General features: G+C 60.9%; 26 protein-coding genes. 3 read left to right on the forward strand and 23 right to left on the reverse strand.

The features are described from left to right. Nucleotides 1-78 precede the first annotated feature (78 nt). Nucleotides 79-924: a MurR/RpiR family transcriptional regulator gene (locus tag NUH19_RS01070; RefSeq protein ID WP_262314710.1), complete on the forward strand. Its 846-nt coding sequence runs from the start codon at nucleotides 79-81 to the stop codon at nucleotides 922-924. 78 nt (nucleotides 925-1,002) lie between these two features. On the opposite strand, the gene recO is transcribed toward NUH19_RS01070, so the two are convergent. The 9 genes from recO to rpsU all read right to left on the reverse strand — a co-directional run bounded on the left by recO (nucleotide 1,003) and on the right by rpsU (nucleotide 7,892). Then, a complete protein-coding gene (gene recO, locus NUH19_RS01075; RefSeq protein WP_262314711.1) occupies nucleotides 1,003-1,782 on the reverse strand; it encodes a DNA repair protein RecO in 780 nt (259 codons plus the stop codon). Continuing rightward, entirely contained in the window at nucleotides 1,782-2,684 is a 903-nt protein-coding gene (gene era / locus NUH19_RS01080; protein ID WP_262314712.1) for a GTPase Era, read from the reverse strand. The genes recO and era overlap by 1 nt, the downstream gene beginning before the upstream one ends. Beyond that, nucleotides 2,681-3,070 carry a cytidine deaminase gene (locus NUH19_RS01085; protein WP_262314713.1) on the reverse strand — a complete coding sequence of 130 codons (390 nt, stop codon included), beginning with the start codon at nucleotides 3,068-3,070 and terminating at the stop codon, nucleotides 2,681-2,683. The genes era and NUH19_RS01085 overlap by 4 nt, the downstream gene beginning before the upstream one ends. Nucleotides 3,071-3,092: 22 nt before the next feature. Next, nucleotides 3,093-3,488 carry a diacylglycerol kinase family protein gene (locus NUH19_RS01090; RefSeq protein ID WP_262314714.1) on the reverse strand — a complete coding sequence of 132 codons (396 nt, stop codon included), beginning with the start codon at nucleotides 3,486-3,488 and terminating at the stop codon, nucleotides 3,093-3,095. Continuing rightward, complete coding sequence (ybeY, locus tag NUH19_RS01095; protein ID WP_262314715.1) at nucleotides 3,472-3,930, reverse strand: rRNA maturation RNase YbeY; 459 nt, start codon at nucleotides 3,928-3,930, stop codon at nucleotides 3,472-3,474. The genes NUH19_RS01090 and ybeY overlap by 17 nt, the downstream gene beginning before the upstream one ends. A 3-nt stretch (nucleotides 3,931-3,933) precedes the next feature. Beyond that, nucleotides 3,934-6,060: an HD family phosphohydrolase gene (locus NUH19_RS01100; protein WP_262314716.1), complete on the reverse strand. Its 2,127-nt coding sequence runs from the start codon at nucleotides 6,058-6,060 to the stop codon at nucleotides 3,934-3,936. A 20-nt stretch (nucleotides 6,061-6,080) separates the two neighbouring features. Next, complete coding sequence (locus tag NUH19_RS01105) at nucleotides 6,081-7,049, reverse strand: PhoH family protein (protein ID WP_262314717.1); 969 nt, start codon at nucleotides 7,047-7,049, stop codon at nucleotides 6,081-6,083. Nucleotides 7,050-7,155: 106 nt separating this feature from the next. Continuing rightward, on the reverse strand, nucleotides 7,156-7,599 hold the full coding sequence (locus NUH19_RS01110; protein ID WP_262314896.1) for a GatB/YqeY domain-containing protein: 444 nt from the start codon (nucleotides 7,597-7,599) through the stop codon (nucleotides 7,156-7,158). A gap of 116 nt (nucleotides 7,600-7,715) precedes the next feature. After that, nucleotides 7,716-7,892, reverse strand: a complete 177-nt coding sequence (gene rpsU, locus NUH19_RS01115) for a 30S ribosomal protein S21 (protein ID WP_054661478.1) — start codon at nucleotides 7,890-7,892, stop codon at nucleotides 7,716-7,718. Between the two features lie 252 nt (nucleotides 7,893-8,144). On the opposite strand from rpsU, the gene NUH19_RS01120 reads away from it, so the two are divergent. Further along, the gene (locus tag NUH19_RS01120; RefSeq protein WP_262314718.1) at nucleotides 8,145-8,975 is read left to right on the forward strand and encodes a pyruvate, water dikinase regulatory protein; all 831 of its coding nucleotides are present in this window, start codon (nucleotides 8,145-8,147) and stop codon (nucleotides 8,973-8,975) included. A 63-nt stretch (nucleotides 8,976-9,038) separates the two neighbouring features. On the opposite strand, the gene NUH19_RS01125 is transcribed toward NUH19_RS01120, so the two are convergent. The 9 genes from NUH19_RS01125 to hisS form a co-directional block, all read right to left on the reverse strand. Continuing rightward, nucleotides 9,039-9,953, reverse strand: coding sequence for a deoxyribonuclease IV (locus NUH19_RS01125; RefSeq protein WP_262314897.1), 915 nt, complete (start codon nucleotides 9,951-9,953; stop codon nucleotides 9,039-9,041). Between the two features lies 1 nt (nucleotide 9,954). Then, complete coding sequence (locus NUH19_RS01130; protein WP_262314719.1) at nucleotides 9,955-11,355, reverse strand: hypothetical protein; 1,401 nt, start codon at nucleotides 11,353-11,355, stop codon at nucleotides 9,955-9,957. Nucleotides 11,356-11,432: 77 nt separating this feature from the next. Beyond that, a complete protein-coding gene (locus NUH19_RS01135) occupies nucleotides 11,433-12,341 on the reverse strand; it encodes a YitT family protein (RefSeq protein ID WP_262314720.1) in 909 nt (302 codons plus the stop codon). 128 nt (nucleotides 12,342-12,469) lie between these two features. After that, complete coding sequence (locus NUH19_RS01140) at nucleotides 12,470-12,883, reverse strand: hypothetical protein (RefSeq protein WP_262314721.1); 414 nt, start codon at nucleotides 12,881-12,883, stop codon at nucleotides 12,470-12,472. After that, nucleotides 12,870-13,076 (reverse strand): helix-turn-helix transcriptional regulator, encoded by a 207-nt coding sequence (locus NUH19_RS01145; RefSeq protein WP_262314722.1) that lies wholly within the window; start codon nucleotides 13,074-13,076, stop codon nucleotides 12,870-12,872. Before NUH19_RS01145 ends, NUH19_RS01140 begins: the two co-directional genes overlap by 14 nt. Nucleotides 13,077-13,179: 103 nt before the next feature. Further along, entirely contained in the window at nucleotides 13,180-13,605 is a 426-nt protein-coding gene (gene msrB, locus NUH19_RS01150; RefSeq protein WP_262314723.1) for a peptide-methionine (R)-S-oxide reductase MsrB, read from the reverse strand. A gap of 62 nt (nucleotides 13,606-13,667) precedes the next feature. Then, a complete protein-coding gene (locus tag NUH19_RS01155; RefSeq protein ID WP_262314898.1) occupies nucleotides 13,668-14,438 on the reverse strand; it encodes a nucleoside phosphorylase in 771 nt (256 codons plus the stop codon). A gap of 35 nt (nucleotides 14,439-14,473) precedes the next feature. Beyond that, nucleotides 14,474-16,273 carry an aspartate--tRNA ligase gene (gene aspS / locus NUH19_RS01160; protein WP_262314724.1) on the reverse strand — a complete coding sequence of 600 codons (1,800 nt, stop codon included), beginning with the start codon at nucleotides 16,271-16,273 and terminating at the stop codon, nucleotides 14,474-14,476. After that, complete coding sequence (gene hisS, locus NUH19_RS01165; protein ID WP_262314725.1) at nucleotides 16,270-17,556, reverse strand: histidine--tRNA ligase; 1,287 nt, start codon at nucleotides 17,554-17,556, stop codon at nucleotides 16,270-16,272. The genes aspS and hisS overlap by 4 nt, the downstream gene beginning before the upstream one ends. Nucleotides 17,557-17,898: 342 nt before the next feature. On the opposite strand from hisS, the gene NUH19_RS01170 reads away from it, so the two are divergent. Next, complete coding sequence (locus NUH19_RS01170) at nucleotides 17,899-19,218, forward strand: N-acetylmuramoyl-L-alanine amidase family protein (RefSeq protein WP_420844656.1); 1,320 nt, start codon at nucleotides 17,899-17,901, stop codon at nucleotides 19,216-19,218. Between the two features lie 62 nt (nucleotides 19,219-19,280). On the opposite strand, the gene NUH19_RS01175 is transcribed toward NUH19_RS01170, so the two are convergent. The 5 genes from NUH19_RS01175 to mreC all read right to left on the reverse strand — a co-directional run bounded on the left by NUH19_RS01175 (nucleotide 19,281) and on the right by mreC (nucleotide 24,219). Continuing rightward, nucleotides 19,281-19,907 (reverse strand): HAD-IA family hydrolase, encoded by a 627-nt coding sequence (locus tag NUH19_RS01175; RefSeq protein ID WP_262314726.1) that lies wholly within the window; start codon nucleotides 19,905-19,907, stop codon nucleotides 19,281-19,283. Continuing rightward, nucleotides 19,897-20,352 carry a D-aminoacyl-tRNA deacylase gene (gene dtd / locus NUH19_RS01180; RefSeq protein ID WP_262314727.1) on the reverse strand — a complete coding sequence of 152 codons (456 nt, stop codon included), beginning with the start codon at nucleotides 20,350-20,352 and terminating at the stop codon, nucleotides 19,897-19,899. Before dtd ends, NUH19_RS01175 begins: the two co-directional genes overlap by 11 nt. A gap of 47 nt (nucleotides 20,353-20,399) precedes the next feature. Next, on the reverse strand, nucleotides 20,400-22,628 hold the full coding sequence (locus NUH19_RS01185) for a RelA/SpoT family protein (RefSeq protein WP_262314728.1): 2,229 nt from the start codon (nucleotides 22,626-22,628) through the stop codon (nucleotides 20,400-20,402). A 189-nt stretch (nucleotides 22,629-22,817) separates the two neighbouring features. Further along, nucleotides 22,818-23,357: a rod shape-determining protein MreD gene (gene mreD / locus NUH19_RS01190; protein ID WP_262314729.1), complete on the reverse strand. Its 540-nt coding sequence runs from the start codon at nucleotides 23,355-23,357 to the stop codon at nucleotides 22,818-22,820. Beyond that, nucleotides 23,347-24,219, reverse strand: a complete 873-nt coding sequence (mreC, locus tag NUH19_RS01195) for a rod shape-determining protein MreC (protein WP_262314730.1) — start codon at nucleotides 24,217-24,219, stop codon at nucleotides 23,347-23,349. Before mreC ends, mreD begins: the two co-directional genes overlap by 11 nt. Nucleotides 24,220-24,295 lie beyond the last annotated feature (76 nt).

Raw genomic sequence — 24,295 nt, forward strand, 5'->3', positions numbered from 1 at the left:
AAGTTGCCAGAACACGCCTTAACGCTTGAACATTTTGTTCAACCCGCGGTATGCTTAGCTCAAAAAAAGGAGTCCAACATGAACCTACTGAGTCGTCTATTGACCACCGCGAACCTGACCCCCACCGAGCAGCGCATCGCCGCTTTCATTCACCAATCTCCGGACCGCGCCGCAGCGCTGACCATCCAGCAGCTGGCGCAGGCCACCTTTGCGTCCCACTCCGCGGTGGTGCGGCTGGCCCAAAAGCTGGGCTACACCGGCTTCGTCCCGCTGCGCAAGGCGCTTGAGACCGAGAATCTTCAGCGCCTCTTGGCCCAGCGACCGGTCGACGCGAACTTTCCCTTCCGCACCGGCGACACCGCCATGACCATCGCCCAGAACTTGGCCGACCTCACCACCGCCACGGTTCGCCGCACCCTCACCCAGCTAGATGCAGCCGCGTTGAACCAGGCCGTTGACCGCATCCAGGCCGCCCAGCGGTTGTTTCTCTTTGCGGTCGGCGACTCCCAGATTCGGGCCCGCAGCTTTCAAAACGAGCTGACCAAACTCAACAAGTTCGCCGTTTTGGCCGGCGCGTATCAGGATGAGTCCTGGGCCGTGGCCGGCCTGACCGCACACGACCTGGCAATTTTTATCAGCTACGGCGGCGCCATCCACTCCCAGCTGGCCACCCTGCGCGTCCTGGCCGATTGCGGCGTCCCGACGCTTCTGATCACCGGCAACGCCGACAGCGCAGGGCGAGCAGTGGCGACGCAGACCATCGTTGCCGCCCAACCGGAGTACGACCTGATGAAAGTCGGCACCTTCGCCTCTCAAGCCGCCTTTGAGTACCTGCTGGATGTGCTGTTTGCCGTGCTTTACGCCCGAGATTACCAGCACAACCTCGCCCGAATCAAGACCCGCGTCAACCGCCAACAGCCCTGAGCCCTTGGCGGTTGACGCGCAAACGGCCGGCGGCAGCGAGCTTGAGCTCACTGCCGCCGGCCGCTTTTAATCCTGGTCTCACTCACCCCGTGGTGGCAGTTGGTCTTGCCACTTGGGCATCTGATCCAAGAAGCGCTTGGCCTTAGGGACCACGCCGACCATGTCGGCGTAAATGCGGTCCAACACACGGCGCAACTCGACCTTGGTCGCCGCGCTGACGGAGATATTGTGCAGCTGGTGAAGATCCAATACCGAAAAGCGCCGCAGCAGGTACAGCGCCTTGGGCTGCACCCGAAAGCGGTAGGCGTCCAAGTGCCAGTGATCCTGGCACAGCAGCCCGCCGTACCGCTCGGAAAAGTCCAGCGGTAGGTCGTCGCGCCCATCCAGGACGCAACCGCGCCACTCCGGTTGAACGCCGAAGGCCCCGAGCAGCTGCACCTCGGCAATGTTCGTGATCACGGCCGGATCCAGCCCTTCATCAATCAAGGCCAGGGCCGTGGCCGCAAAATCGTACCACCGCCCGAGCGGCTCGCCGTCCTCAAAGGCCTGATCGATCAGCGCCAGCACGTAGGTTGCGTAGGCGTTGAGCACGATGTCACCAGCGATGGTCATGAACTGCCGAGCGTCTTTGACCGTGCTCATGAACGACAGGCCGTCTTGGTTGATGGTGCCGACGTAAGTCCCTTGGGTGAACGGGAGAATCCCGGCTGTCATTTTGAACCCCGGCTTACGTGCCCGGTTGAACATGAACATCTTCTTGCCGAACCGGTCGGTCATCAGCTTGACCAGCATGTCGGATTCGCGGTAATTGTGCCGCGCAATCACCAGCCCGGCGAACTCGGCGAGCTCGCGGGACATTACCGCAGGTCCTTTTTGTTGTAGCCCAGGCTCTTCAGGTAGGCGTTATTATCACGCCAGTTCTTTTGAACCCGGACCCACAGCTTCAAGTTGACACGCTCACCCAACAGGCCCTCGATTTCGCGCCGCGAGCGGGTACCAATCTGCTTGAGCATCGCCCCACCCTTGCCGATCACGATGGCCTTTTGCCCGTCTCGCTCGACGATGATGTAGGCCTCAATTTGCAGCTTGCCGGTTTCGCTGCGATCCTTCATCCGCTCGACCTGAACGGCTACGGAATGCGGAATCTCGTCGTGGGTCAGGTGCAAGATCTGCTCGCGAATCAGCTCGCCGACCACGAAGTACTCAGGGTGGTCGGTCAGCTGGTCGTCCGGGTAGTACTGCGGCCCCTCCGGCAAGGCGGCGGTCAAGTCGTGCAGCAGGTCGTCAACGTTGTTGCCCTCGGTGGCGGAAATCGGGTAAACCGCCTTGAAGTCGTGGTCCTCCTTGAAGCCGGCGATGTAAGGCAACAGATCGTCTGGGTGAACCAGGTCGATTTTGTTGACAATCAAATACACCGGCACGTGAACATGGGCCAGCTGATCCAGAATGTATTGGTCGCCCGGCCCCTTCTTCTCGTCTGCGGCAACCATGAACAGCACGGCGTCGACCTGATTCAGCGTCGACAAGGCCGCGGTGTCCATGTAGTCGTCCAGGGCGTTTTTGGGCTTGTGAATACCCGGGGTGTCGACGAACACGACCTGGGCCTCGGGTTCGGTGTAGATGCCGTTAATCTTATTGCGAGTGGTCTGCGCCTTGGGGGACATGATGGCGATCTTTTCCCCCAAAATACGGTTCATGAAGGTGGACTTCCCCACGTTCGGGCGTCCGATGATGGCAACAAAGCCGGAGTGATGTGTCAAGCGTTCAAATCTCCTTTCAGGAATGCGCCGGGCAACAGCTCGGCGACGGTGGTTTCTTGGGTGGCGCCGGCCAGGTTGGCCAAGGTCACCGCGGCGTCTGGCGCCATGAACTCGGCCATCACCTGGCGGCAGGCGCCGCACGGTGAAACCGGGCCAGCGGTATCGGCGACGACCGCAATGGCGGTAACCTCGGTGCAGCCGGCGGCGACGGCCGCAAACAGTGCGTTGCGTTCGGCACACATCGCCAAGCCGTAGCTGGCGTTTTCGATGTTGCAGCCGGTGAACACCCGCCCGTTGGCCAGCACCGCCGCCCCCACCTTGAAGTGGGAGTAAGGCACGTAGGCCAAGTCGCGCTGGGCGATTGCGGCCGCGATTAAATCAGGCATAGTCTACCTCCAATGACTAGACTTAATGACCCAAAAGACGCCAGGCCACAGGTAAAAACACATAGGCGCCGCAGATCACCGCGATCATGGCCGCGACCAGCACGGCCCCGGCCGACATGTCCTTGATGCGCTTGGCTCGCAGGTCGAAGCGGTGGTCGACCACCAGATCCACCACCGCTTCGATCACAGTGTTCCACAGTTCAGCCAAAAACACGAGTAGAATCGCCAGGATCAAGACAAACCAGTCGAACCGGCTGACCCGGAAAATGGCGGCGCAGGCCAAGACCACCAGTGCAAAGACGGACTCACGCCTGAAGTTACCCTCGTGGCGGAAGGTTTCCGAAAGCCCCGTCCAAGCATGCTTGGCGGAGCTCACCCAGTGGTGGTTTTTGGCCGTGCGTTTATCGGGTGAGGCCATAGGCAGACAGGATCTTTTCCTGAAGCGGGATCATGACGGCCTCGTCCTCCGGCTTGATGTGATCGTAGCCGTTGAGGTGCAAGAAGCCATGCACGACGGTGTAGCCCAGCTCGCGCTCAAAGGAGTGGGCGTAATCCACCGCCTGACGCGCTACTTGGTCTGGGTCGATGAACAGGTCACCGATGTTGCGCGGAATGTCGTCGAAGCCAATCAGGTCCTCGTCGCCTTCCTCGATGGCAAAGCTGATGACGTCGGTCACCCGGTCGGTTTTGCGGTACTCGCGATTGATGCGGTTGATCTCTTCGTCGGACACAATGGTGATGGCAATCTCCGTGTCGTCCTTAAGCTCGAGCGCCTTGCCGGCAAAGGCCACCAGGTCTTCCACCAACTTGGTGTGAGCGGCGTTGAGCCGCTTGTCGTCATCGATCAGTTCTAGGTCCATGAGTTAGTTCTCCTTGTCTTCGTTGTTCAGTTTGGGGTATTCAATCCGGTTGTAAAAGGTGCTGGCCAGTCCGTTCACCAGTGAGCGTTCCACCACGGCGAACTGCGCCATGCTGATCGGCGCCTCCGAGAACTGGCCGTCAACCACCCGCTCGTTGATGATGTTATGCACGAAGGTCGCGATGCCATCCGGGGTCGGGTGCTTCATCGACCGCACCGCCGCTTCACAGGTGTCGGCGATGTTCACCACGGCGGCCTCAAGCGTCTGCGGCTTGGGCCCCGGGTAGCGGAAAGCCGCCTCTTGCGTCGTCGGGTCGGCGTTTTTGGCGGTGATGTAGAAATACTTCATCAGGGTGGTGCCGTGGTGCTGGGCACAGACATCGATGATGAACTGCGGCATGTGCCGCTTTTGCAGCATTGCCACACCGTCTTGGACATGGGCGAAAATAATCGCAGCCGACTCCTGCGGTGACAGCTGGTGGTGCGGGCTCTCAAACCCCGCCGGCATGTTCTCGGTGAAATACAACGGCCGCGTCAGCTTGCCGACGTCGTGGTAGTAACAGGCCACGCGCGTCAGCATCTGCCGGCCGCCGACCGCCGCCACCGCGTTGGCGGCAAGGTTGGCCACCATCATGCTGTGGTGATAGGTGCCAGGCGCCTCTTCCAGCAGCTGCTTGAGCAGCGGGTCGTTCGGGTTGGACAGCTTGTTGAGCCGGAAAATCGCGTCGTCGCGCCACAGCATCTCAAGGTACGGAGTGACGCCGATGGCCAGCCCGTAACCCAGCACCAGACCGATCAGCGTGTAGCCGATGGTCTGCCAAGTGCTTGAGCGCATGAAATCCGCGCCTTGCATCAACAGCAGGCTGAGGTTCAGGGCGAAGTTGACCCCTAGGACCCAAAAGGCGACGCGGCCCAACACATCGTTCAGCCGCACCCGCGAGATCATCACGGCCAACAGCCCGGTGGTCAGGTACACCACCGCGGTGCCACCGGTGAAGATGTAGCCGGTGGTCGAGTAAAAGGCGAAGTAGGCGAAAAACGTCTGCATCAAGGCCGCGAGCAACGCGAAGCGCCGCCCGATGAAGGTGCGAAGAATCAGCGGTGCAAAGGCCGCCGGCAACAGCAGCGTCAAGTTGAGCTGCCCGGTGGTGGCGACAAAGCGCAGCGCCGCCATCACGGCGAGCATGAACAACATCACGCCGGTGTAAAGCGCGGCGTTTTTGACCCGTTCGTGAAGCGGGTAAAGCCGCAGCAGCGCCAAAAGCGCCACCACCTGAACCACCTCAAGCACGATCAGGCCGATCAACGCCAGCGGCTTAGGTTCCTTGGTCAGGCCCAGCACCGCCAGCTGGTGCATCGCCGTGGCATCCACCAGGTGGCCTTCCTGGACGATCACCTGGCCTTGCATAATCAGCACTGGGCTGACCGCGGCAGCCGCCGCGGCCTTCTTAGCCTTGGTCTGGGTGGCGTCGATCAGCTCATTGGGCACGATGGTCGCCGTCACCAACTGCCCGGCCAGCCCCCGCGCCGTTTTACTCAGGTTGGTCAACCTGAGCGTGGTCTTGGCGCTTTGCACCGCTGCCGTCACCGTGTCCGGTGTGAGTTTACCGGCCATCTGGGTGGTGACGACGCCTTGCGCCGCCGTGAACACCGCCGTGCGGGTGCTAGCCGTCAGGTCGAATAGCTGCTCGTAGAAGCGATCGCTCAGCTGATAAAAGTACGGGTAATCCGCCTTAGCGTAGCTTTCGCGAAAGGCCTTGCGCAAGGTCGTCGGGCTCGGGGCCTTGTAGCTGCCGGACTTGGCCTGAGCCTTGCTGGTCTCACTGGTCACGGTGGCGGCTACCGCCTTTTTGAGTCGGCTCAGCGCGTCCTGCTGCTTGCCGGCGATGGTGTTGTCGAAGGCGTAGACCGGCGTGACCGCGTTTTTGGCCGCGGTTTTGGCCTCCTTCGAACGCTTCACATCCTGCACCGTCTGCGTCGCGATGATGGTCTGCGTCGCCACCGAGTTTTCCTTGATGCTCAAGGGTTGCGGCAGCACCTGCCACACCAGCATCAAGAAGCTTGCCACCGCAAACAGGGCCACAATCAGGCCTGTTCCGAATTGCCGCATGTAGCGCTTTTGCTTGTGCATGTGCCTGCCTCCTGGGTCGTCTAAGCCTGAGGTGCGTGTGTCCCGTACGCCTGGATAATCTCGGCCACAACCGGGTGCCGCACCACGTCGCTTGCGGCGAAGGTGGCAAAGCCGACGTGATCGAGCCCCTGCAGAATCTGCTGGGCCTCAATCAGCCCGGACACCTGGTGGTTGGGCAGGTCGATCTGAGTGATGTCGCCGTTGACAATCATCTTGGAGCCGAACCCCAGGCGGGTCAAAAACATCTTCATCTGCATGCGCGTGGTGTTTTGCGCCTCGTCCAGAATCGCAAAGGCGTTGTCCAGCGTCCGGCCGCGCATGTAGGCCAGCGGGGCGATTTCAATCACGCCGCGGTCCAGTAGCCGGTTGGTGTGTTCGGTGCCCAGCACGGCATGCAAGGCATCGTAAATCGGTCGCAGGTACGGGTCGACTTTCTCCTTCAGATCACCCGGCAAAAAGCCCAGGCTTTCGCCGGCCTCGACCGCCGGGCGCGTCAGGATCAGCCGCTCCACCTCACCGGCCTTCAGCGCCGCCACCGCCATCACCACCGCCAGGTAAGTTTTCCCGGTGCCGGCCGGGCCGATGCCGAAGGTGATGTCGTTGTGGCGAACCGATTGAATGTACTGGCGCTGGCCGAAGTTCTTGACCCGGATTGGGGCCCCCTTGGCGTCTCGAATCAGCGTCTCCGCGTACATGTCCGCGAAGTATTCCAGCGTTCCGCGCTTGGCCATGTTGATGGCCGACGCCACATCCTGCGGTGCAACGCTGATGCCACGGTTCAACAGCGCGATCAGCTGCCCAAGCAGCTGAAAGGCGAGGCTTGCCGCCCGGTTGTCGCCGCTGATTCGCAGCTCCTGGCCGAACGGCGCGATCAGCACGCCCAAGCCTTCTTCGATGAGCTTGAAGTTCTGATCGTTGATGCCGGCCAGTTGAATCGCCTGATCCGCATCCGCAAGGGTGATGAGTTTTTCTGTCGTGTCTGTTGCCAACACATGGCCTCCAATACCGCTAGTCTGCTTTCATTCTATCATAAACCTAGGCGTTCCCGACGGCCAGCGAGACGAAAAAAGCAGGCATCCGCCTGCCTCAATCCGCTTAACCCAGCTTGGCCTTGACCAGCTTGTTGACCAATGCCCCGTCGGCCTGGCCCTTCACGCGTGGCATCAGCGCCTTCATCACCTTGCCGAAGTCGCCCTTGCCGGTGGCGCCGACTTCTGCAATCACCTGGTCGACAATGTCGGCCACCGCCGACTCATCGAGCTGCTTGGGCAGGTAGGCCTCAACCACCTTGATTTCGGCCTCAAGTGGGGTCACCAGGTCGTCGCGGCCGGCCGCGGCGAACTCCGCCAGACTTTCCTTGCGCTGCTTGAGCTCGGTGGTCATCACGGCGATTTCCTCGGCTGGCGTCAGGGCCTCACCCTTGGCGATCTGCTTGTTTTGAAGCGCGGCCTTAAGCATCCGCACGGTGCTGAGCGTCTGCTTGTCCCTGGCCTTCATTGCGTCTTTCATCTGTGCGTTCAACTGGTCCATCATTGCCATTGTCATTACCCTTTCCTGATTGTGATCATTGCCATTATAGCAGTTTTGCGCCGCGGCCGGTGAGCCGGGCCGGCAAAACAAAAAAGCCGGGGACAGGCCCCGGCCGGTGATGCTGATTAGAACTTCTTGCGCTTGCGAGCTGCTTCTGACTTCAGCTTCCGCTTAACGCTTGGCTTTTCGTAGAACTCACGCTTGCGGTATTCGGCCAATGTACCTGACTTGGATACGGTGCGCTTGAAGCGCCGAAGAGCATCATCGAGAGATTCGTTTTTCTTAACGACCGTCTTTGCCATATGATATCCCTCCCTCCGACACTGTGTAACCACCGACAGATATCATTGCCAACAGTTCTTGACCATTATATCGGACTTGAAAAAACGCGTCAATACGGCATTCCCAGTTTCTTGCGATTCACGCGAAAAAATTTGCCATTTTAAGTAAAAATTGCCGGCCAGCGGCGCCGCCGGGCAAACCGCCGCACATTTGTGTTAAAATAACGCTATCATTAACATTTCGGGCGTCCTGTGCCCAACCGGAGGAATGACATGCCGCAAGAAACGAATTACTACATTATCTCAGACTCCATCGGCGAAACCGGGCTGAAGCTGGCCCAAGCCGTGGCCGCCCAGTTCGGGGACCAAACCGCCCACTACCTGCGCTTCCCGTTCACCCACGACGAGCCCAAGCTGATGGCGACCTTGGACGCCGCCAAGCAAGACAACGGCGTGGTCATCGCCACGCTGGTCACACCGGGGCTGGCGAAGCTTGGCAAGACCTACGCCAAGCAGATCGACCTGCCCTTCATCGACGTGATGACGCCGATGGTCGGTGCCGTCAGTGATCTGACCGGCGCCACCCCCAGCGGTGTGGCCGGGGCGGTTCACGATCTGAACGAAAAATACTTTGACCGCATCTCGGCCATGGAGTTCGCCGTCCTTTACGACGACGGCAAGGATCCAAAGGGGTTCTTAGAGGCCGACATCGTGCTGCTAGGGGTTTCACGCACCAGCAAGACGCCGCTGTCGCTGTTTTTGGCCAACCGCAACCTCAAAGTCGCCAACCTGCCGCTGGTGCCCAACGCCCACATTCCGGCCGAGATCTACAAGGTTGACCCGAAGAAAATCGTCGGGCTGACCACCGACGCGTCGGTGTTGATGGAATTTCGCCGCGAGCGCATGATTGCCTACGGGTTGAACCCGGACACCGCCTACTCCGCAAGAGGCCAGGTCGACGCGGAGCTCAAGTTTGCCGCCGACCTGTACGAGAAGCTCGGCTGCATGGTGATTAACACCGCGAAGCGCTCAATCGAAGAAACCGCCATGCTAATCCTCGAACGTATGGGCCTGGACGCCTTTGACGATGCGGCCAAGCACTAGACAACCAAAACTGGCCTGCAAGACGCCGAAGCGCCTTGCAGGCCAGTTTTTGAGTACACGGGGCTAGGCGCGGTCGACTTGTGCATCGGCCGCGGCGGCCAGCGTCGCCAAGGCGCTTGGCTGGTAGGCCCCGCTGCGCAGCCAGCCTAGCTCAACGCCGTAGGGTGGCAGCTGGTGCTTCTTATCGGTACCGACGTAAGGCGTCTCCAAAATTTTGGGAATGCCCGCGAGCTGGGGATGATGCGCGATGGCGTTCAGGCAGTCAAAGCCCAGGGTGCCGGCCCCGATGTTGGCGTGGCGATCCTTATGCGCCCCTTGTGGATTCTTGGAGTCGTTGAGATGCACCACCGCCAGCTTGTCTAGGCCGATGATGTGGTCGAAGTCGTTGAGCACCCCGTCGAAGTCATCCTTAACCGGGTAGCCGGCATCGCTCATGTGACAGGTGTCCATGGTGACGGCCAGCTTGTCGTTGCGCGAGACGCGATCGAGAATGGCCGCCAGCTCCTCGAAGCTGCGCCCGACCTCGGTGCCCTTGCCGGCCATGGTTTCAAGCGCCACCAGCACCGTCTGGTCGGCATTAAGAATGCGATTCAAACCGGCGGCAATCTGGGCGATGCCAGCCTTTGCTCCGGCGCCGACGTGAGCCCCGGGGTGGAAAGGCATCGCGTAAGCATGCAGCGCGTCGGCCCGGGCGATTTCTTCTTGCATGAACTGAATCGCAAACTCGAAGCTGTCAGGCTTGGCGGTGTTACCGAGATTGACGATGTAAGGCGCGTGAATCACCAGGTGCGACAGCCCGGCCGCCTGCATCGCGGCCAGCCCTTCGGGAATCTTCATCTCACTGGTGGGCTTGCGCCTCGTGTTTTGCGGGGCCCCGGTGTAAAACTGCAGCGTCGTCGCACCGTATGACACGGCCTCGGCCACCGCTCCGGGGAACATTTTGGGCGCCTTCATCGAGACATTGGCCCCAATCAACAGCTCAGTCGTCGTCATCGTCTTCCTCCTCATCGTGAATGAACCAGTCACGTGGCGTCGCCAGTCCCAGCACTTCCTTGGTCTTGCTCAGCGGATACGGGACGCGATCTTTAGCATAGTAATCCATCGCCACAATCGTGCCCACCGATTGGTTGGTTCCGACCGGCACAAGCACCCTGTCGCCAACTGCTATACTAGGATCGCTAGTGCGGTAGCTATAAGCCTGCCCATCGTGGTGAAACAAGACCTTGCAGTACAGCAGATCGTCCGGGGCCGGGCGGTGGCGCGTGAAGATGCGTGGGTCCAGCATCAGCGGGGCATTGGCCGCCAGGACCTGACCGATTTTGTAGGCAATCGTTGGCCAGTTAGTGAGCTGATCGGCCAGCGCCAGGTTCCCACGTAGCGTCTTCATCCCCGAGTAGCGAAAGGTCGCGTTGACCACCAGATCCGCCTGGGACTGGCGCGGTTGGGGGCGGTCGAAGGCGAAGGTCAGCTCATCCAGCAACGCTGGCACCGCCGACCCGGTCACCGTCAGGGCCACCGAGGTCGCAGGCGTCTCGGACACATACGAAATGGCGGCCTGATTGCGCTTCAGCGTCAAAAGCGCCGCCTCACCGTACTGAACGTTCAGCTTAACCAGCACGTCGGGATCGCGGTCGAAAAGCCACAGGTGAGGCAAACTCACCACCAGGCGAATGGCATCGGACAGCAGTCGTTGCGCCGGCGTCCAGCTCAGCGGCCCATAAAAGCGCCGCGTCTGGCCACCGGTGGTGTGTACCTCTGCCGTCCAACCGTCGCCGGGCACCAGCTGATCTTGATAGTCGTCAAAGTATTGCGACAGGCGCAGGAGCAACGCGTCCATTGCCTCGGCAACAAGTGTGGTGGCGGTCTCCGACCGGGAATCGCCGCCGCTCAGCTGGCTCGTGAGCGTCGCGGTATTCGGTGTCAGCTTCAGCGTCTGTGTCCCTGCCGCGGCCGGCAGCGGCTGACTCGGCGAATCGGTCGCGACGCTGGTCAAAGTGAAGGCCGCAAGCGGCCCCAGCGGCCGACTCAAGACCTCAAGCCTTGCGAGGGCCAAGACGAACCACTGATAGTTGTCTTCGGTTTCTAACCCACCCCACGCCCACTGGCTGACCCACTCGTACTGGGAGTAAATTAGGTTGCCCAAACTCAACGCGTCGTCGATGTGATCGGCATAGGCCGTCAATCCAGCCAGGGTGTTCAACGCCGGCGCTACCGGGTACATGTACTTGACTCGCGCGTAGGCGTCCATTTTGAACGGGCTAGTCACCAGCGCCTCTTTCAGCTGCGGCGCCAGTGTAGTCAGGGTGTTGGTCGCGTGATGCGCCTCAAACCGCGTCAGCCAAGTGCTGGCAAACCGGTGTGTGGCCGCTCGATGTTTCATTGTCTCACCTCCGCCCCATTGTACCAAAAAACAGCTGCCGGCTGGCAACTGTTTCGGAATCGGACACTCACGCGGCGTCAATCTGTCTTGGGCTCGTAGAAGTGGCCCATGATTTTCACCGACTCGGTGATGGAGACGAAGGCGTAAGGATCGGCCTTGCGCATCGCCTTTTCGAGATCGTACATCTCCGCACGGGAAATGATGGTGAACAGAATCGTCTTTTCCTCGTGGCGAAAAGCCCCTTCGGCGTCGTGGACGATGGTGATGCCGCGGCGCAGCGTGTTTTGAATCTCGTTGACCACCGCTTTTTGCTGCTCCGTGACGATCATCACTTGCAGCCGCTGCTGGCGCGTGTACAGCGCGTCCATCACCTTGCCGTTGATGAAGATGGCCAGGGCGGAGTAAAGCGCGTGTGGCCAGCCATTGACGAAACCGGCGAGGAAAATGATCACGATGTTTACGGCGATGTTGACGGAGCCAACCGTCGTGCCGGTTTTTTTGCGCCAAACGATGCCGATGATGTCAAGGCCACCGGTCGAGATGTTGTTGCGCAGCGCAAAGCCGGTCCCCAGCCCGTTGACCACGGCCCCGAAAATCCCGCAGACAATCGGGTCGGTGGTCAAAGGCTTCACGACGCCGAGCAGGCGAATCGACACGGTCGAGAAGATGACCGCAAGGAACGTGAACAGCGTGAAACGATGCCCAATCTGGCGCCAGGCCAAAACGAACAGCGGCACGTTCAGCAGGAACAGCAGCGTCCCGGTGCTGAATAGATCGGTGGTCCGCATCCCGAAGACGGGCAGGTCGAACCACTTCCGCACGACCGTCGCCAGCAGCTGCGCAGCCCCGGTGATGCCGCTGGCGAAGACGCCGCCCGGCTCCCAGAACATGTTCAGCGCAATGGCCACGCAGATACTGTAGAAAATCGCCGCGGAAAACCGGCTCCAGTTCTGGTGTCTGCGAATCAGTCGCTCAATGTCTTGCATCTAAGTCATCCTCCTATTCGGTAGACTCAGTATAACACGCCGGCGATTTGCGGCGCTGCCAAAATCACGCGGCGAACCGCAGAAGGGGTGCGGTTCGCTGGCTTCAGCCGGTGACGATCACCTAGCAATCAGGACCGGTCGCGGAAGTGGTTGGCGTAGCAATTAATGCCGCCGACCACCGCGGCGACCGCCAGCCCGGCGAAAGCGCAGATCACCGGGTGTGTGAAACCGGCGATGACGAAGAACAGGCCGCCGGCCAGCAACCAGGTCCCGGCGGTAATCGCCGCCAAGAAACGCCAGGACTGCCGCGGCGCGTCTTGCATCGGGGTGCTGATGTTCACCGACAAAATCAGCACCGTGTAGCAGCCAACCATCAGCGCCGCAAACAGCGGCTGGCGGTACGAAATCACGTCGTCGTACGCCTGACCACGCCACAGCATCACCCCGAGCACCGCCGCGATGAAGAGATTCTCCACCGCAAAGGCCGCCTTGATGTTCTTCAGGTTGCGCTGAATCAGCCGCTCGTCTTTAATCCGTTTCATCCTTATCCTCCCAAAAGACGCCATCCAGCGTCTGCCCTAGCTGCCGACAGATCCCGATGCACAACCGCAACGAGGGGTTGTACGCCCCTTTCTCAATCAGGCTCAGGGTCTGGCGGGTAATGCCCACCGCTTCCGCCAATTCCTTTTGGGTCAGCCCACGCGTCACGCGCAGCTCCCGCACACGATTGTCCATCTGTCCCTCCCGTCACATATATCTTCCATTACAGGGAAAATATAAGTTACATCCGAAAGAAAGTCAAGCACAAAAAAACGGGCTAATCAGCCCGTTTCGCGTGTCATTTGAATAAGGAAGCGTAGGCCCCGTACCCCTGCGCCTCAAGTTCGGCCGCCGGGATGAAGCGCAGCGCCGCCGAGTTGATGCAGTAGCGCAGGCCGCCCGCAGCCGCGGGACCGTCCGTGAAGACGTGGCCCAGGTGTGAGTCGGCCGCCGCGCTGCGAACCTCGGTGCGTTCCATCCCGAAGCGCGAGTCGCGCCTGTTGGTCAGCTTGGCCAGCGGCTTGGTGAAGCTCGGCCAGCCGCACCTCGCATCGTACTTATCGAGGCTTGAGAACAGTGGCTCGCCGGACACCACATCGACGTAGATGCCGGGTTGATCGAAGTCGTCGTACTCCCCAGAAAACGGCCGCTCGGTGCCGCCTTCCTGGGTCACGCTGCGCTGAAGCGGCGTCAGGGCCGCGATACGTTTTGCCTTGTCGTCCATGTTCATCACCTCAGCCTCAGTATACACAATCGGTTTCACGTACACAATCTAGTTGTGCAGCTTCACTTAAGCCGATTGGCCAGTGCCAAGGCCAGTGCAAAAAAGTCCGCACCAGGCACGGCACGTTCAGCCCGCCTCTCGTGCCACTGTCCGGCAGCCGCATCAAGGTGATCGGCGGCAGTGAAGAATTGATAGGTGGCAACCCGGCGGTAGGCGCCCCAGGCCGCAATGGCCGCCGCCTCCATGTCGACAACCCGGCAACCCGCCGCCTTGCGTCTGGCGGTTTTGGCCGCCGTCTCGCGGAAGAAGGCATCGGTACTCCAGGTTTTGGCCGTGACCGCGTCAATGCCCTCCACCTCAAGCGCCGTGAGCAGTTCGGCAACCCGCGTCGGTGCCATGGCAATCTCCGAACTCGCCGGCGCGTAATGGTAGCTGGTGCCCTCATCGCGAACGGCCGCGGTTGGCACAATGACCTGATGTGTCTTGAGCGACTGATCCAGCACACCACAGGTTCCAAACAGGATTACCCGTTTGACGCCCAATGCCATCATCTTCTCCAGGCGGCTGATGACCACCGGCGCCCCCAGGCCAGCCGGCACCACCGTCACCCCGGCGTGCCAATATATCGAGACATCGCCGGACAGACTGTGCAGGGTCCCGATTCGCCTGGTCGTCGCGGCCCGACTCACGGCCGATACCACCGCTTGGCTGAACGGCATTATCAAGGTTTCCGCAACCGGTTCACTGGTTTCTGAGTCGGTCGCCCAAGGCGTGATAAGCCCCTCCGCAGGATCGAATTCGTCAAGTATCATGCGCAGATCTCCTTTCGGCATATGCAAAAGGCCGTCAACGAGACGGCCTTTTCAGGTTACTCTGTCAGCTCGTCATCCCCGGCGTGGGCAGCCTCGGCGTCGACCCCGGCGCGAACCTGGATGCCAAGCTCGGCCAACTGCGCGTCCTCAACCGGCGTCGGTGCCTTGGTCATCGGCTCGGAGGCCTTGCTGTTCTTCGGGAAGGCGATCACATCGCGGATGTTGTCGCGACCGGCCAAAAGCATCGCCAACCGGTCCAACCCAATCGCCATGCCACCGTGCGGCGGGAAGCCGTAGGTCAAGGCCTCAAGCAGGAAGCCGAACGCCTTTTCGGCCCGTTCCGGCGTGAAGCCCAGGGCACGAAGCATTTTCTCCTGAATCTCGCGGTCGTGGATACGAATCGAGCCGGAACCCAGCTCGTAGCCGTTCAGCACCAGGTCGTAGCTTTGGGCGTGGGCCTTGTGCGGATCGGTGTCAAGCAGCGCCACGTCCTCCGGGTTCGGCATGGTGAACGGGTGGTGCGCCGAAACCCAGCGCTGAATCCCTTCGTCGTACTCGAACAGTGGCCAGTTGGTGATCCAGCAGAAGTGGAAGGCGGACTCGTCAATCAGGCCGAGCTCGTGGCCGAAGTGGCTCCGCAGGTAGCCGAGGCTTGCGGCCACGACCTTGGCGGAGTCGGCGACGAACAAGATCAGGTCGCCGGCCTTGGCGTTCAGTTTGGTCGTGAGGGCCGCGCCGTCCGGGAAGAACTTAGCAATCGGACCGCTGATGCCGTCATCGGTCACCTTCAGCCAAGCCAGACCCTTGGCGCCGAAGCGCTTGATGTACTCCTGTTGGGCCTCGATCTTTTTGCGGGAGTAATCGGCCGCAGCCCCTGGTGCGACGATGGCGCGAACCTGGCCACCGTTGTCCAGCGCGGACCGAAAGACCTTGAAGTCCGAGTCGGCGACGAAGGCCGACAGGTCCTGAATCTCCATGCCAAAGCGCAGGTCTGGCTTGTCCGAGCCGTACTTGTCCATCGCCGTCTGCCACTCGATGCGCTCGAACGGCAGGGTGACGGTGATGCCCATCACGTCCTTCATGATGCGGGCCGTCAAGCCCTCCATGATGTCTTGAATCTCCTTGGCCGACAGGAAGCTGGTCTCCATGTCGATCTGGGTGAATTCCGGCTGGCGGTCACCGCGCAGATCCTCATCGCGGTAGCAGCGGGTGATCTGGTAGTAGCGGTCGAAGCCGGCACCCATCAACAGCTGCTTGAACAGCTGTGGCGATTGCGGCAGCGCGTAAAAGCTGCCGGGGTAAACACGGGACGGCACCAAGTAATCACGGGCGCCTTCGGGGGTGCTGGCGGTCAAGGTCGGGGTCTCGATGTCCAAAAAGCCGTTGTCGTCGAAGTAGTGATGCGCCGCCTGCATGATTTTGGCTCGCGTGATCAAGCCCGCCTGCATCTCCGGTCGGCGCAGGTCCAGGTAACGGTAGCGCAGCTTGGTTTCCTCCGCGGCGTTGACCCCATCCTCGATTTCAAACGGCGGGGTTTGTGCCTTGTTCAGAATCGTGGCGGTCGCGATCTCAACTTCGATTTCGCCGGTTTTGATCTTCGGGTTGGCGGCGGCGCGTTTTTGCACCGTGCCGGTGACCTCAATCACGTACTCGGAACGCAGCTGGTTGGCCACCGCCAGGGCGTCCGCCCCGAATTCCTGGGAGAACACCAGCTGGACAATGCCGGCGCGGTCGCGCAGGTCGACGAAAATCAGGTTGCCCAGGCTGCGGCGCTTTTGCACCCAACCCTTCAAAGTCACGGTTTGGCCGATGTTTTCGGCGGTGACGTCGCCGGCGTATAAACTTCGCTTACTCATTTTGCTTCCTCCATCATGGCCTCGTAGACCGTCTTGAAGTCCTTGAGGATGTCGGCTTGCGGCACCGTCTGCTGGGTGCCGGTTGCCATGTTCTTGATTGCCACCGTGCCGTCGGCGAGCTCGGTTTCACCCAGCGTCATCACCAGCTGGGCGTTTTCCTTGTTGGCCGACTTGAACTGGGCCTTGGGCTTGCGACCTAGGTAGTCCAGGTCAACGGCAAAGCCCTGCAGGCGAATCGCATGCGCCAGGCGCGTGGCCGGCGCCACGGCGTCGTCCGAGATCGTCACGATGTAGGCCGGCAGGCTCGGTTCAACCTGCTGGTCTTGCATCAACAGCATCAGGCGCTCGATTCCCATCCCAAAGCCGATGCCCGGGGTTTCGGGGCCGCCGAGCTCCTCAACCAGGCCGTTGTAGCGGCCGCCGCCGATGATGGTGGTGTAGCCGCCGCCAAAGACCGGGTCGTTGCTCATCACCTCAAAGATCGTGTGGTTGTAGTAATCCAGCCCCCGCACCATGTCGGCGTCGACCACGTAGTCGATGCCTAGGTCCTCCAGCAGCTGGCGTACGGTGTCAAAATGCGCGTGGGCACTCGGCGTCAGGTAATCCAGAATCTTCGGGGCGTTGGCGACGATTGCCTGATCCCCCTTGTCCTTGGAGTCCAGCACCCGCAGCGGGTTTTTGACCAAGCGAACCTTGGAGTCTTCGGACAGCTGATCTTCAAAGGGCGTTAGGTAATCGATCAGTGCCTGGTGATAAGCGGCGCGGGACTCGGGATCCCCCAAGCTGTTCAGCGCCACGCGCAACGACTTGGCGCCAAACGCGGCGAGCAAGTCCGTCGCCAGGGCAATGACCTCGGCGTCTAAGGCCGGACTGTCGGCACCAAAGGCTTCGACGCCGATCTGGTGGAACTCACGCTGGCGACCGCTTTGGGGCCGCTCGTAGCGAAACATCGCGCCCATGTAGTAGACCTTGTAGGGTTTGGCGAACTCGGGGCCAAACAGCTTGTTTTCGACGTAAGCCCGAACCACGCCGGCGGTGCCTTCCGGCCGCAGCGCCATCATCCGGCCGCCCTTGTCCTCGAAGTTGTACATCTCCTTGGTCACAATATCCGAGGTTTCGCCGCTTGAGCGGGTGAAGACTTCCTGGTTCTCGAACAGCGGCGTTCGCACCTCGCGGTAGCGGTAGCGCTCGAGCACGTCACGAGCACGGTTTTCCACCCGCTGCCACAGCTCGCTTTGGCCCGGCAGAATGTCTGCGGTGCCTTTTGGTCGTTGATAACTCATAATTGTCCTCCTTCAGGTGTCGGGACGCGAAAAAAAAGCACTGCCCCCTCTTGACGAGGGTGCAGCGCACGGTACCACCTTGTGATTTAACTCGGCCATAACGGTGGCAACCGGAGCGCGTCTGCCTCAGAAGTGTCTTTTCGGTCGGTCCCGGCTTTCACCATCCCGGGTCGCTTCACGTTGACCTATCCTGCTTCGTCATCGGCACATTGATTTAACAGCTACGATAGACGGTTTTGCGAGACTTGTCAAGCGGCCGGCAAAAATTGCCGGAGGTCGCGCAATTCCCGCGGGGTCTTGGTATAATGAAACAAAAGCAAAAAATTGTTAGGGATGATGAGATTGTCACAACCCAAGCTCAAGCGCTGGCCGCTGATCCTCGCCTTCGCGGCCTTGATCGGTTTGTCCGTCGCCACCAGCACCGTTTTGGCTTCAAGCCAGACGCTGACCGTTCGGGCCAACCTGCTGAACGTGCGACTGGGCCCCGGCCTTGCCTACGCCGCCATGGGCCAGGTTCAAAGCGGTACCCGGCTGACCGTGCTCAAAAAAGAGAATTCCTGGTACCAGGTACGACTGGCCGGCAACAAAATCGGCTGGGTCGCCAGCTGGCTGGTCGCGAACACCGAGGCCAGCACCAGCACGGCCAGCGTCGCCAAGGCCAAGGTGGCCGTCAACGTTCGTCAAACCGCGACAACCAGCGCCAAGGTCTTGGGGACCCTGAAGGCCGGCACCACGCTTGACGTGCTGTACCAAGAAGGCAGCTGGACCGAAATCGCCTACCACAACACGGCGGCCTGGGTCACCTCAAGCGCCGTTCAGCTGACCGGGGCAACCACGGCGCTGGCCGCCCCGAAGCAGACCTACGTCAAAAAGGCCGCGGCCCCCACCCGCAGCCTGACCGTCACCACCAACATCAGCGTAAACCTGCGCCAGGCCGCCGGCATCAACGCCCCGATCGTTGAGAAGCTCGCCAAGGCGACGAAGCTGACGGTGCTGAGCCAGACCAGCGACTGGTACCACGTTCGCACCGCAGGCGGCAAGTCCGGTTACGTGGCGAGCTGGACCGTCACCACGCCTGGCAGCAGCACCACCAAGGCGGCCACTAGCCTGGCCGAGGCCACCATTGTGCTCGACCCTGGCCACGGTGGTCAGGATGCCGGGGCCGAATCCACCGGCAAGAAGTACGAAAAGACCTACACGCTGGCCATGGCCAAGGCCATCGGCGCCGCCCTTTCCGCGCAAGGAAGCAACGTGATTTACACCCGCGACGCGGACACCTTCGTTGACCTGGAACCCCGCGCGACCGCCTCCAACAACGCTCACGCCGACGCCTTCATCTCGATTCACTTCGACTCAAGCCCCAACCCCAACGAGGCCTCGGGCTTCACCACGTACTACTTCAGCGCCACCACCAGCAAGCCGCTGGCCTTGGCCCTCAACCAATCGCTGGGCAAGGCCCTGAGCCTGACCAACCGCGGCACCGCTTACGGCAACTTCCAGGTGCTGCGGGATAACAAGCAGCCGAGCGTCCTGATGGAAATGGGCTACATCAACACCGACAAGGACTTCAAGCTGATCGCCAGTCCCGCCTACCAGCAGCGCGTCGCCGTCGCCGTGGTCCAGGGGCTGCAGGCCTACTTCCAGGCCGGTAACCACCAATAAACAGCCGCATTAAAATAAACACCCGTCATCGACATGACGGGTGTTTATTTTAGTTTCGACGGTCAGCGACCGAAAAGCGCCGGAATCTCGTGCAGGTGATCGACGTGGTACTCGGCCATCGGCGCATCCCCCAGACCATCGACATCAAAGTAGATGCCGGCCACCCCGGCCGCCTGCCCGGCGACGATATCGAGCTTGCGATCCCCGATCATTGCGGCAGTCGTTGCCGGCAGCTGCCAGCGGTCGAGAATGTACAACACCGCATCCGGCTTAGGCTTTCGCGCCAGGTGCAGATCGGACGTCACGCCACCGGCGAACAGGTCGCGCAGGCCGGAGTTGGCCAAAAGCTGCCACGCCGAATTATCGCGGTGGGTCATCAGAAAGTTACGACCGCCCTTGGCCACCACCGCCTCAAGCGTCGCTTGGGCCTCGGGGTACGGCTTGCAGGCCAACACCCGCTGCACCTCGACATCGTGGTACTCGGCAAAAATCGCGGCGGCATCCCAGCCGCGCTGCGCCGCACAGTCTTCAATCACCGCGTGAACCGAGGTTTTCTTGGTGGTGATCAAAAGCGCGGCGGGATCGACCGCCACCCCGTGCTTGGTCAGCGTCTCGTGCAAGGCACTCAGGATGCTCGGGTAGGTGTCGTAGAGGGTGCCGTCCAGGTCCCAGATTGCGTCAGTTAACATGTTGTTCCTCCGTGTCGAATAAAATGGTGACCGGGCCGTCGTTGATCAGGCTGACCTGCATGTCGGCCCCGAACACGCCGGTAGCCACTTGCAGGTTGGTCGCCCGCATGCGAGCGACGAACAGATCGTACAGCTGCTCGCCAAGCGCCGGGGCAGCCGCGGCGGTGAAACTGGGGCGGTTGCCCTTTCGGGTGTCGGCGTACAGCGTGAACTGGGAAATCGCCAGCACCGCCCCGCCGACCTGGGCGAGGGCCAAGTTCATTTTGCCTGCCGGGTCGCTGAAGACCCGCAGCTTGCTGATCTTAGCTACGAGGTAATCCACATCGGCCGGCGTGTCGTTGGGCCCGACGCCCAACAACACCACAAAGCCGCGGTCGATGCGCCCACACACCTCCCCATCGATGGTCACCTGCGCCTGGCTGACGCGTTGCACAACTGCTTTCATACGCTCTCCTTTTTCCAAAAAACAGGGCCGCTTCCGCGGCCCCAGTGTCATCCCTGCTTGCGCTTGACTTCGTAAATGTCCGGCACGTTCTTGATCGCATCCATCATGCGCTCGAGGTGAGCGAGGTTGCGGATCCCCACGGTCACGTGGATGTCCGCCATCTTGTCGTGATCGACGCGGCCGTTGATGTTAGTCAGACTCTTGGTCTGCGCGTTGAGCGTCTGCAGCACCTCGTTGAGCAGCCCGTTGCGGTTGTAGCCGTAGATCTCAAGGTCGGTGTCGAACAGCTGAGTCTGATCGTTCATGTTCTGCCACTGCACGTCGATCAGCCGGCCGGCGTTGACCGGATCGGACATGTCGACGTTGGTGCAGTCCTGGCGGTGAATGGTGACGCCGCGGCCCTTGGTCACGTAGCCGACAATCGGGTCACCCGGCACGGGGCTGCAGCACTTGGCCAGGTGAACCAGCAGGTTGTCGACGCCTTCGATGACGACGCCTTCCTCGGTGCGGCTGGTCGGCTTGCGTTCCTTGGACACCGTGGTGACCTTCTGGTTGGCGGCCAAAATTGCGGCCTCGCGCTCCTTTTGGTCCGCAGCCTCCTTCTCCCGCCGTGCCTTTTCGGTCAGGCGGTTGGCGATGACGCGGGGGCTGTACTCGCCGTAGCCGATGGCCGACAGCAGCTCGTCTTCGGTGGTGAAGTTCAGCCGCTGCAAGAGCGCCGCCATGGCCGGCTTGCCGCCCATGAAGTCGCGCGGCGAAAGGTCCATGTCGGTGAGCGCATGCTCCAACGCGTCGCGGCCCTTGTCGGCGTTGACACCCTTGTCTTCTTGCTTGAAGTAGCGGCGAATCTTGTTGCGGGCCCGGGACGTGTAGACTAGGTTAATCCAGTCGCGGGAAGGCTTGGAGCCGGAGCTCGTCAGCATTTCGACGATGTCGCCGTTTTTGAGCTGGTAGTTCAGCGGCACAATCTTGCCGTTGACCTTGGCGCCGACACTCTTATTGCCGACCTCGGTGTGAACCAAGTAGGCAAAATCCAGCGGCCCGGCGCCTTTGGGGAGCTCGTAAACGTCACCGCGCGGCGTGAAGACGTAGACGCGGTCGGTGAAGATGTCGCCCTTGACGCTTTCCATGAAGTCGGCGGCGTCGCTGCTTTCGTCTTGAATCTCCAGAATCTCGCGGAATAAGTCGAGCTTCTTGCCGGTTTTGTCGTACTGAACCTCTTGGGTCTGACCTTCCTTGTAGGCCCAGTGGGCCGCGACGCCGTACTCGGCGACGTGGTGCATCTCCGCCGTCCGAATCTGCACCTCAAGCGGCTTGCCCTTGGGCCCGATCACCGTGGTGTGCAGGCTCTGGTACATGTTCGCCTTGGGCATGGCGATGTAATCCTTGAAGCGGCCCGGCATCGGCTTCCACTGGGTGTGAATGGCACCGAGCACTGCGTAGCAGTCCTTGATGGTTTCAGTGATCACCCGCACCGCCAGCAGGTCGTACAGCTCGTCGAACTGCTTGTGCTTGTCGCGCATTTTCTTGTAAATCGAGTAAATGTGCTTGGGGCGGCCGTAAATCTCGTAGCTGATGTTGAGGTCGGCCAGCGATTTTTTGATGTCGACAATGGCCGAATCGATGTAGGCCTCCCGCTCGCCGCGCTTAGACTTCATCAGCTGCGCAATCCGGTAGTACTGCTGCGGGTTGAGGTAGCGCAAAGAGAGGTCTTCAAGCTCCCACTTGATGGCCGAAATCCCCAGCCGGTCGGCCAGTGGCGCGTATATTTCAAGCGTCTCGTTGGCGATGCGCCGCTGCTTGTCCGGCCGCAGGTGCATCAGGGTGCGCATGTTGTGCAGCCGGTCGGCCAGCTTGACCAAAATTACGCGCATGTCCTTGGCCATCGCCAGAAGCATCTTGCGGTGGTTCTCGGCCAGCTCGTCCTTGTGGGCGACGTAGGTCACCTTGGACAGCTTGGTCAGCCCATCGACGATCACCGCGGTTTCGGCGCCGAATACCTCTTGAATGTCGCCCAGCGTGATGTTGGTGTCCTCCACCACATCGTGCAGGTAACCGGAGGCCACCGTCACCGGGTCCATCTTCAGCTTGGCCAAAATACCGGCCACCTGAATCGGGTGAATGATGTAAGGCTCACCGGACTTGCGCCGCTGGTCCTTGTGAACGTATGCGGCAAAATCATAGGCTTTCTTGACGAATGCGAGGTGCTCGTCGTTCATGTACCCCCGGCACAGGTCAAACACCTCTGCTTGGGTCAATTCAGGTTCTTCAGCCATGTTGTTCCTCCTTCTTGCAGCGGCCGGCGCAAGGCAGCAGCCAACGCAATGCGGCACGTGAGACCACACCGTGAAAACACAATTGATTTACCCTAGTATAGCGTATGCCCTCCGCGAATCAAAGGGGCGAAGCCGCCGGGAAGCAAACAACGCCTCTTGCGGCCGGGGCCGAAGAGGCGTTGTGTACGCTCAGTCTTGTTCCGCAATGCGCAGCGACTTCAGCAGCCGCGCCAGCGGGGCGTAGACGAGGGCAAACAAGATTAGGTTGACCGTCAACCCGGGCCCGACGTGCCGCGCGATCAGGGGAATCAGGCCGACGCTGGTGGCGCCGAGAAACCGCGCGACGAAGTAGTTGGCCACGATGTAAGTGATCAGCGTCAAGATCACCACCGCGCCGACGTACAAGGCGGTTTTGGGGATCAGCGGCTCAATCTGCCGCACCACGTAAACTAAAAGTGGCCACAACAACAGGTTGACCCCGAGCATCCCGGTGTAAAAGCTGTCTGCAATCAGGCCGACGACCGCCGCGATGGCAACGATGTAGGCCTCATCCGGCAGCACTAGGGCAATCATCACCAAGGCCATCAAGGTCAGCTGCGGCACCCCGGTGAAGGCCGGCACCATCAGCCACTGGGCCAAAACCTGGGCCAAGGTGCCATCGAGCAACAGCGCCACGGCCAGCACCAAGGCGACCCAGCCGTGACCCTTGAAGACGGGATCAGTTAGCATTGCCGTCCCCTCCGATCGTGCGGTCGATGACGGTGACCACGCTGGCGTCTGCGAGGTTGGCGGCCGGCTTCAGGTAAACCGTGTTGGCCAGGCCGAAGTCATCCTGCTTGACGCTAGCCACCGTGCCGATGAACAGCCCCTTGGGGGTGCTGCCGCCAAGCCCCGAGGTCATGACGCGCTGGCCCTTCTTGAGGTTCTCCTTGGTGTCGATCTGGTCCATGATCAGCTGGTTTTTTTTCTCGCTGTAGCCGCTGATCACCCCGTTGATGATTTTGCCGCTGCCGGTGATAATCTGGGCGGCGAAGCGGTCGGCCGCCTTGTTGTCGGTCGACAAAAGCTCAACCTTGGCGTTGGTCTTGGCGACTTCGACCACCCGCCCCAACAGTCCGGAACCCGACATCACCGGCATGTTCTTGGCGACGCCTGCGCCTGAGCCCTTGTTGATCACCAAGATGTTGCGCCAGTCGTTGGGCGAGCGCAACATCACGGTGGCCGAAATCTGGGTGTAGTCGCTCAACGTGGCATTGAGCTGCAGCTGCTTTTTGAGCGCCTTGTTCTCCTGGGTCAGCGTCTGGTTGCGCACCTTGGTCTGCGCCAGGTCGTCGATCTGCGCCTTGAGCCGCTTGTTCTCCTGGAACGTGTTCAACAGCTGGTTGATGTCGTCCAACCCGCCCTTGAACAGCCGCACCGGCCCGGACACCACACGGCCGCCGATGCCGACCACGTCGTTGCCAATCTGCTGAATCAGCGGTGGGGCCGCCCGGTTGTTACGCACCGTGATCGAGGTGAAGATCAGCCCCAGGCTGGTCAGCAAGGCGATCATCAGCACGATCATTTTTTTGTTTGAAAAGAACTTCTGCATCCTAACCTCCCGGGGAGCGACGGTCACTGAACGAAAGGGGCCGGTCCAAAACGTCGTGTTTTGTCACCGGCCCGCA

The sequence above is a fragment of the Lacticaseibacillus parakribbianus genome (assembly GCF_025490915.1).
Lineage (GTDB): Bacteria > Bacillota > Bacilli > Lactobacillales > Lactobacillaceae > Lacticaseibacillus > Lacticaseibacillus parakribbianus.

Coding starts and splice junctions, on each gene's coding strand:
- NUH19_RS01185 (WP_262314728.1), bottom strand. CDS start 22,628: ATGGCTGAAGAACCTGAATTGACCCAAGCAGAGGTGTTTGACCTGTGC.
- mreC (WP_262314730.1), bottom strand. CDS start 24,219: ATGCAGAAGTTCTTTTCAAACAAAAAAATGATCGTGCTGATGATCGCC.
- aspS (WP_262314724.1), bottom strand. CDS start 16,273: ATGAGTAAGCGAAGTTTATACGCCGGCGACGTCACCGCCGAAAACATC.
- NUH19_RS01130 (WP_262314719.1), bottom strand. CDS start 11,355: ATGAAACATCGAGCGGCCACACACCGGTTTGCCAGCACTTGGCTGACG.
- dtd (WP_262314727.1), bottom strand. CDS start 20,352: ATGAAAGCAGTTGTGCAACGCGTCAGCCAGGCGCAGGTGACCATCGAT.
- NUH19_RS01135 (WP_262314720.1), bottom strand. CDS start 12,341: ATGCAAGACATTGAGCGACTGATTCGCAGACACCAGAACTGGAGCCGG.
- hisS (WP_262314725.1), bottom strand. CDS start 17,556: ATGAGTTATCAACGACCAAAAGGCACCGCAGACATTCTGCCGGGCCAA.
- NUH19_RS01145 (WP_262314722.1), bottom strand. CDS start 13,076: ATGGACAATCGTGTGCGGGAGCTGCGCGTGACGCGTGGGCTGACCCAA.
- mreD (WP_262314729.1), bottom strand. CDS start 23,357: ATGCTAACTGATCCCGTCTTCAAGGGTCACGGCTGGGTCGCCTTGGTG.
- NUH19_RS01120 (WP_262314718.1), top strand. CDS start 8,145: ATGCCGCAAGAAACGAATTACTACATTATCTCAGACTCCATCGGCGAA.
- NUH19_RS01090 (WP_262314714.1), bottom strand. CDS start 3,488: ATGGCCTCACCCGATAAACGCACGGCCAAAAACCACCACTGGGTGAGC.
- NUH19_RS01140 (WP_262314721.1), bottom strand. CDS start 12,883: ATGAAACGGATTAAAGACGAGCGGCTGATTCAGCGCAACCTGAAGAAC.
- NUH19_RS01155 (WP_262314898.1), bottom strand. CDS start 14,438: ATGCCGAAAGGAGATCTGCGCATGATACTTGACGAATTCGATCCTGCG.
- msrB (WP_262314723.1), bottom strand. CDS start 13,605: ATGGACGACAAGGCAAAACGTATCGCGGCCCTGACGCCGCTTCAGCGC.
- recO (WP_262314711.1), bottom strand. CDS start 1,782: ATGTCCCGCGAGCTCGCCGAGTTCGCCGGGCTGGTGATTGCGCGGCAC.
- NUH19_RS01070 (WP_262314710.1), top strand. CDS start 79: ATGAACCTACTGAGTCGTCTATTGACCACCGCGAACCTGACCCCCACC.
- NUH19_RS01100 (WP_262314716.1), bottom strand. CDS start 6,060: ATGCACAAGCAAAAGCGCTACATGCGGCAATTCGGAACAGGCCTGATT.
- NUH19_RS01175 (WP_262314726.1), bottom strand. CDS start 19,907: ATGTTAACTGACGCAATCTGGGACCTGGACGGCACCCTCTACGACACC.
- NUH19_RS01085 (WP_262314713.1), bottom strand. CDS start 3,070: ATGCCTGATTTAATCGCGGCCGCAATCGCCCAGCGCGACTTGGCCTAC.
- rpsU (WP_054661478.1), bottom strand. CDS start 7,892: ATGGCAAAGACGGTCGTTAAGAAAAACGAATCTCTCGATGATGCTCTT.
- NUH19_RS01110 (WP_262314896.1), bottom strand. CDS start 7,599: ATGGCAATGATGGACCAGTTGAACGCACAGATGAAAGACGCAATGAAG.
- ybeY (WP_262314715.1), bottom strand. CDS start 3,930: ATGGACCTAGAACTGATCGATGACGACAAGCGGCTCAACGCCGCTCAC.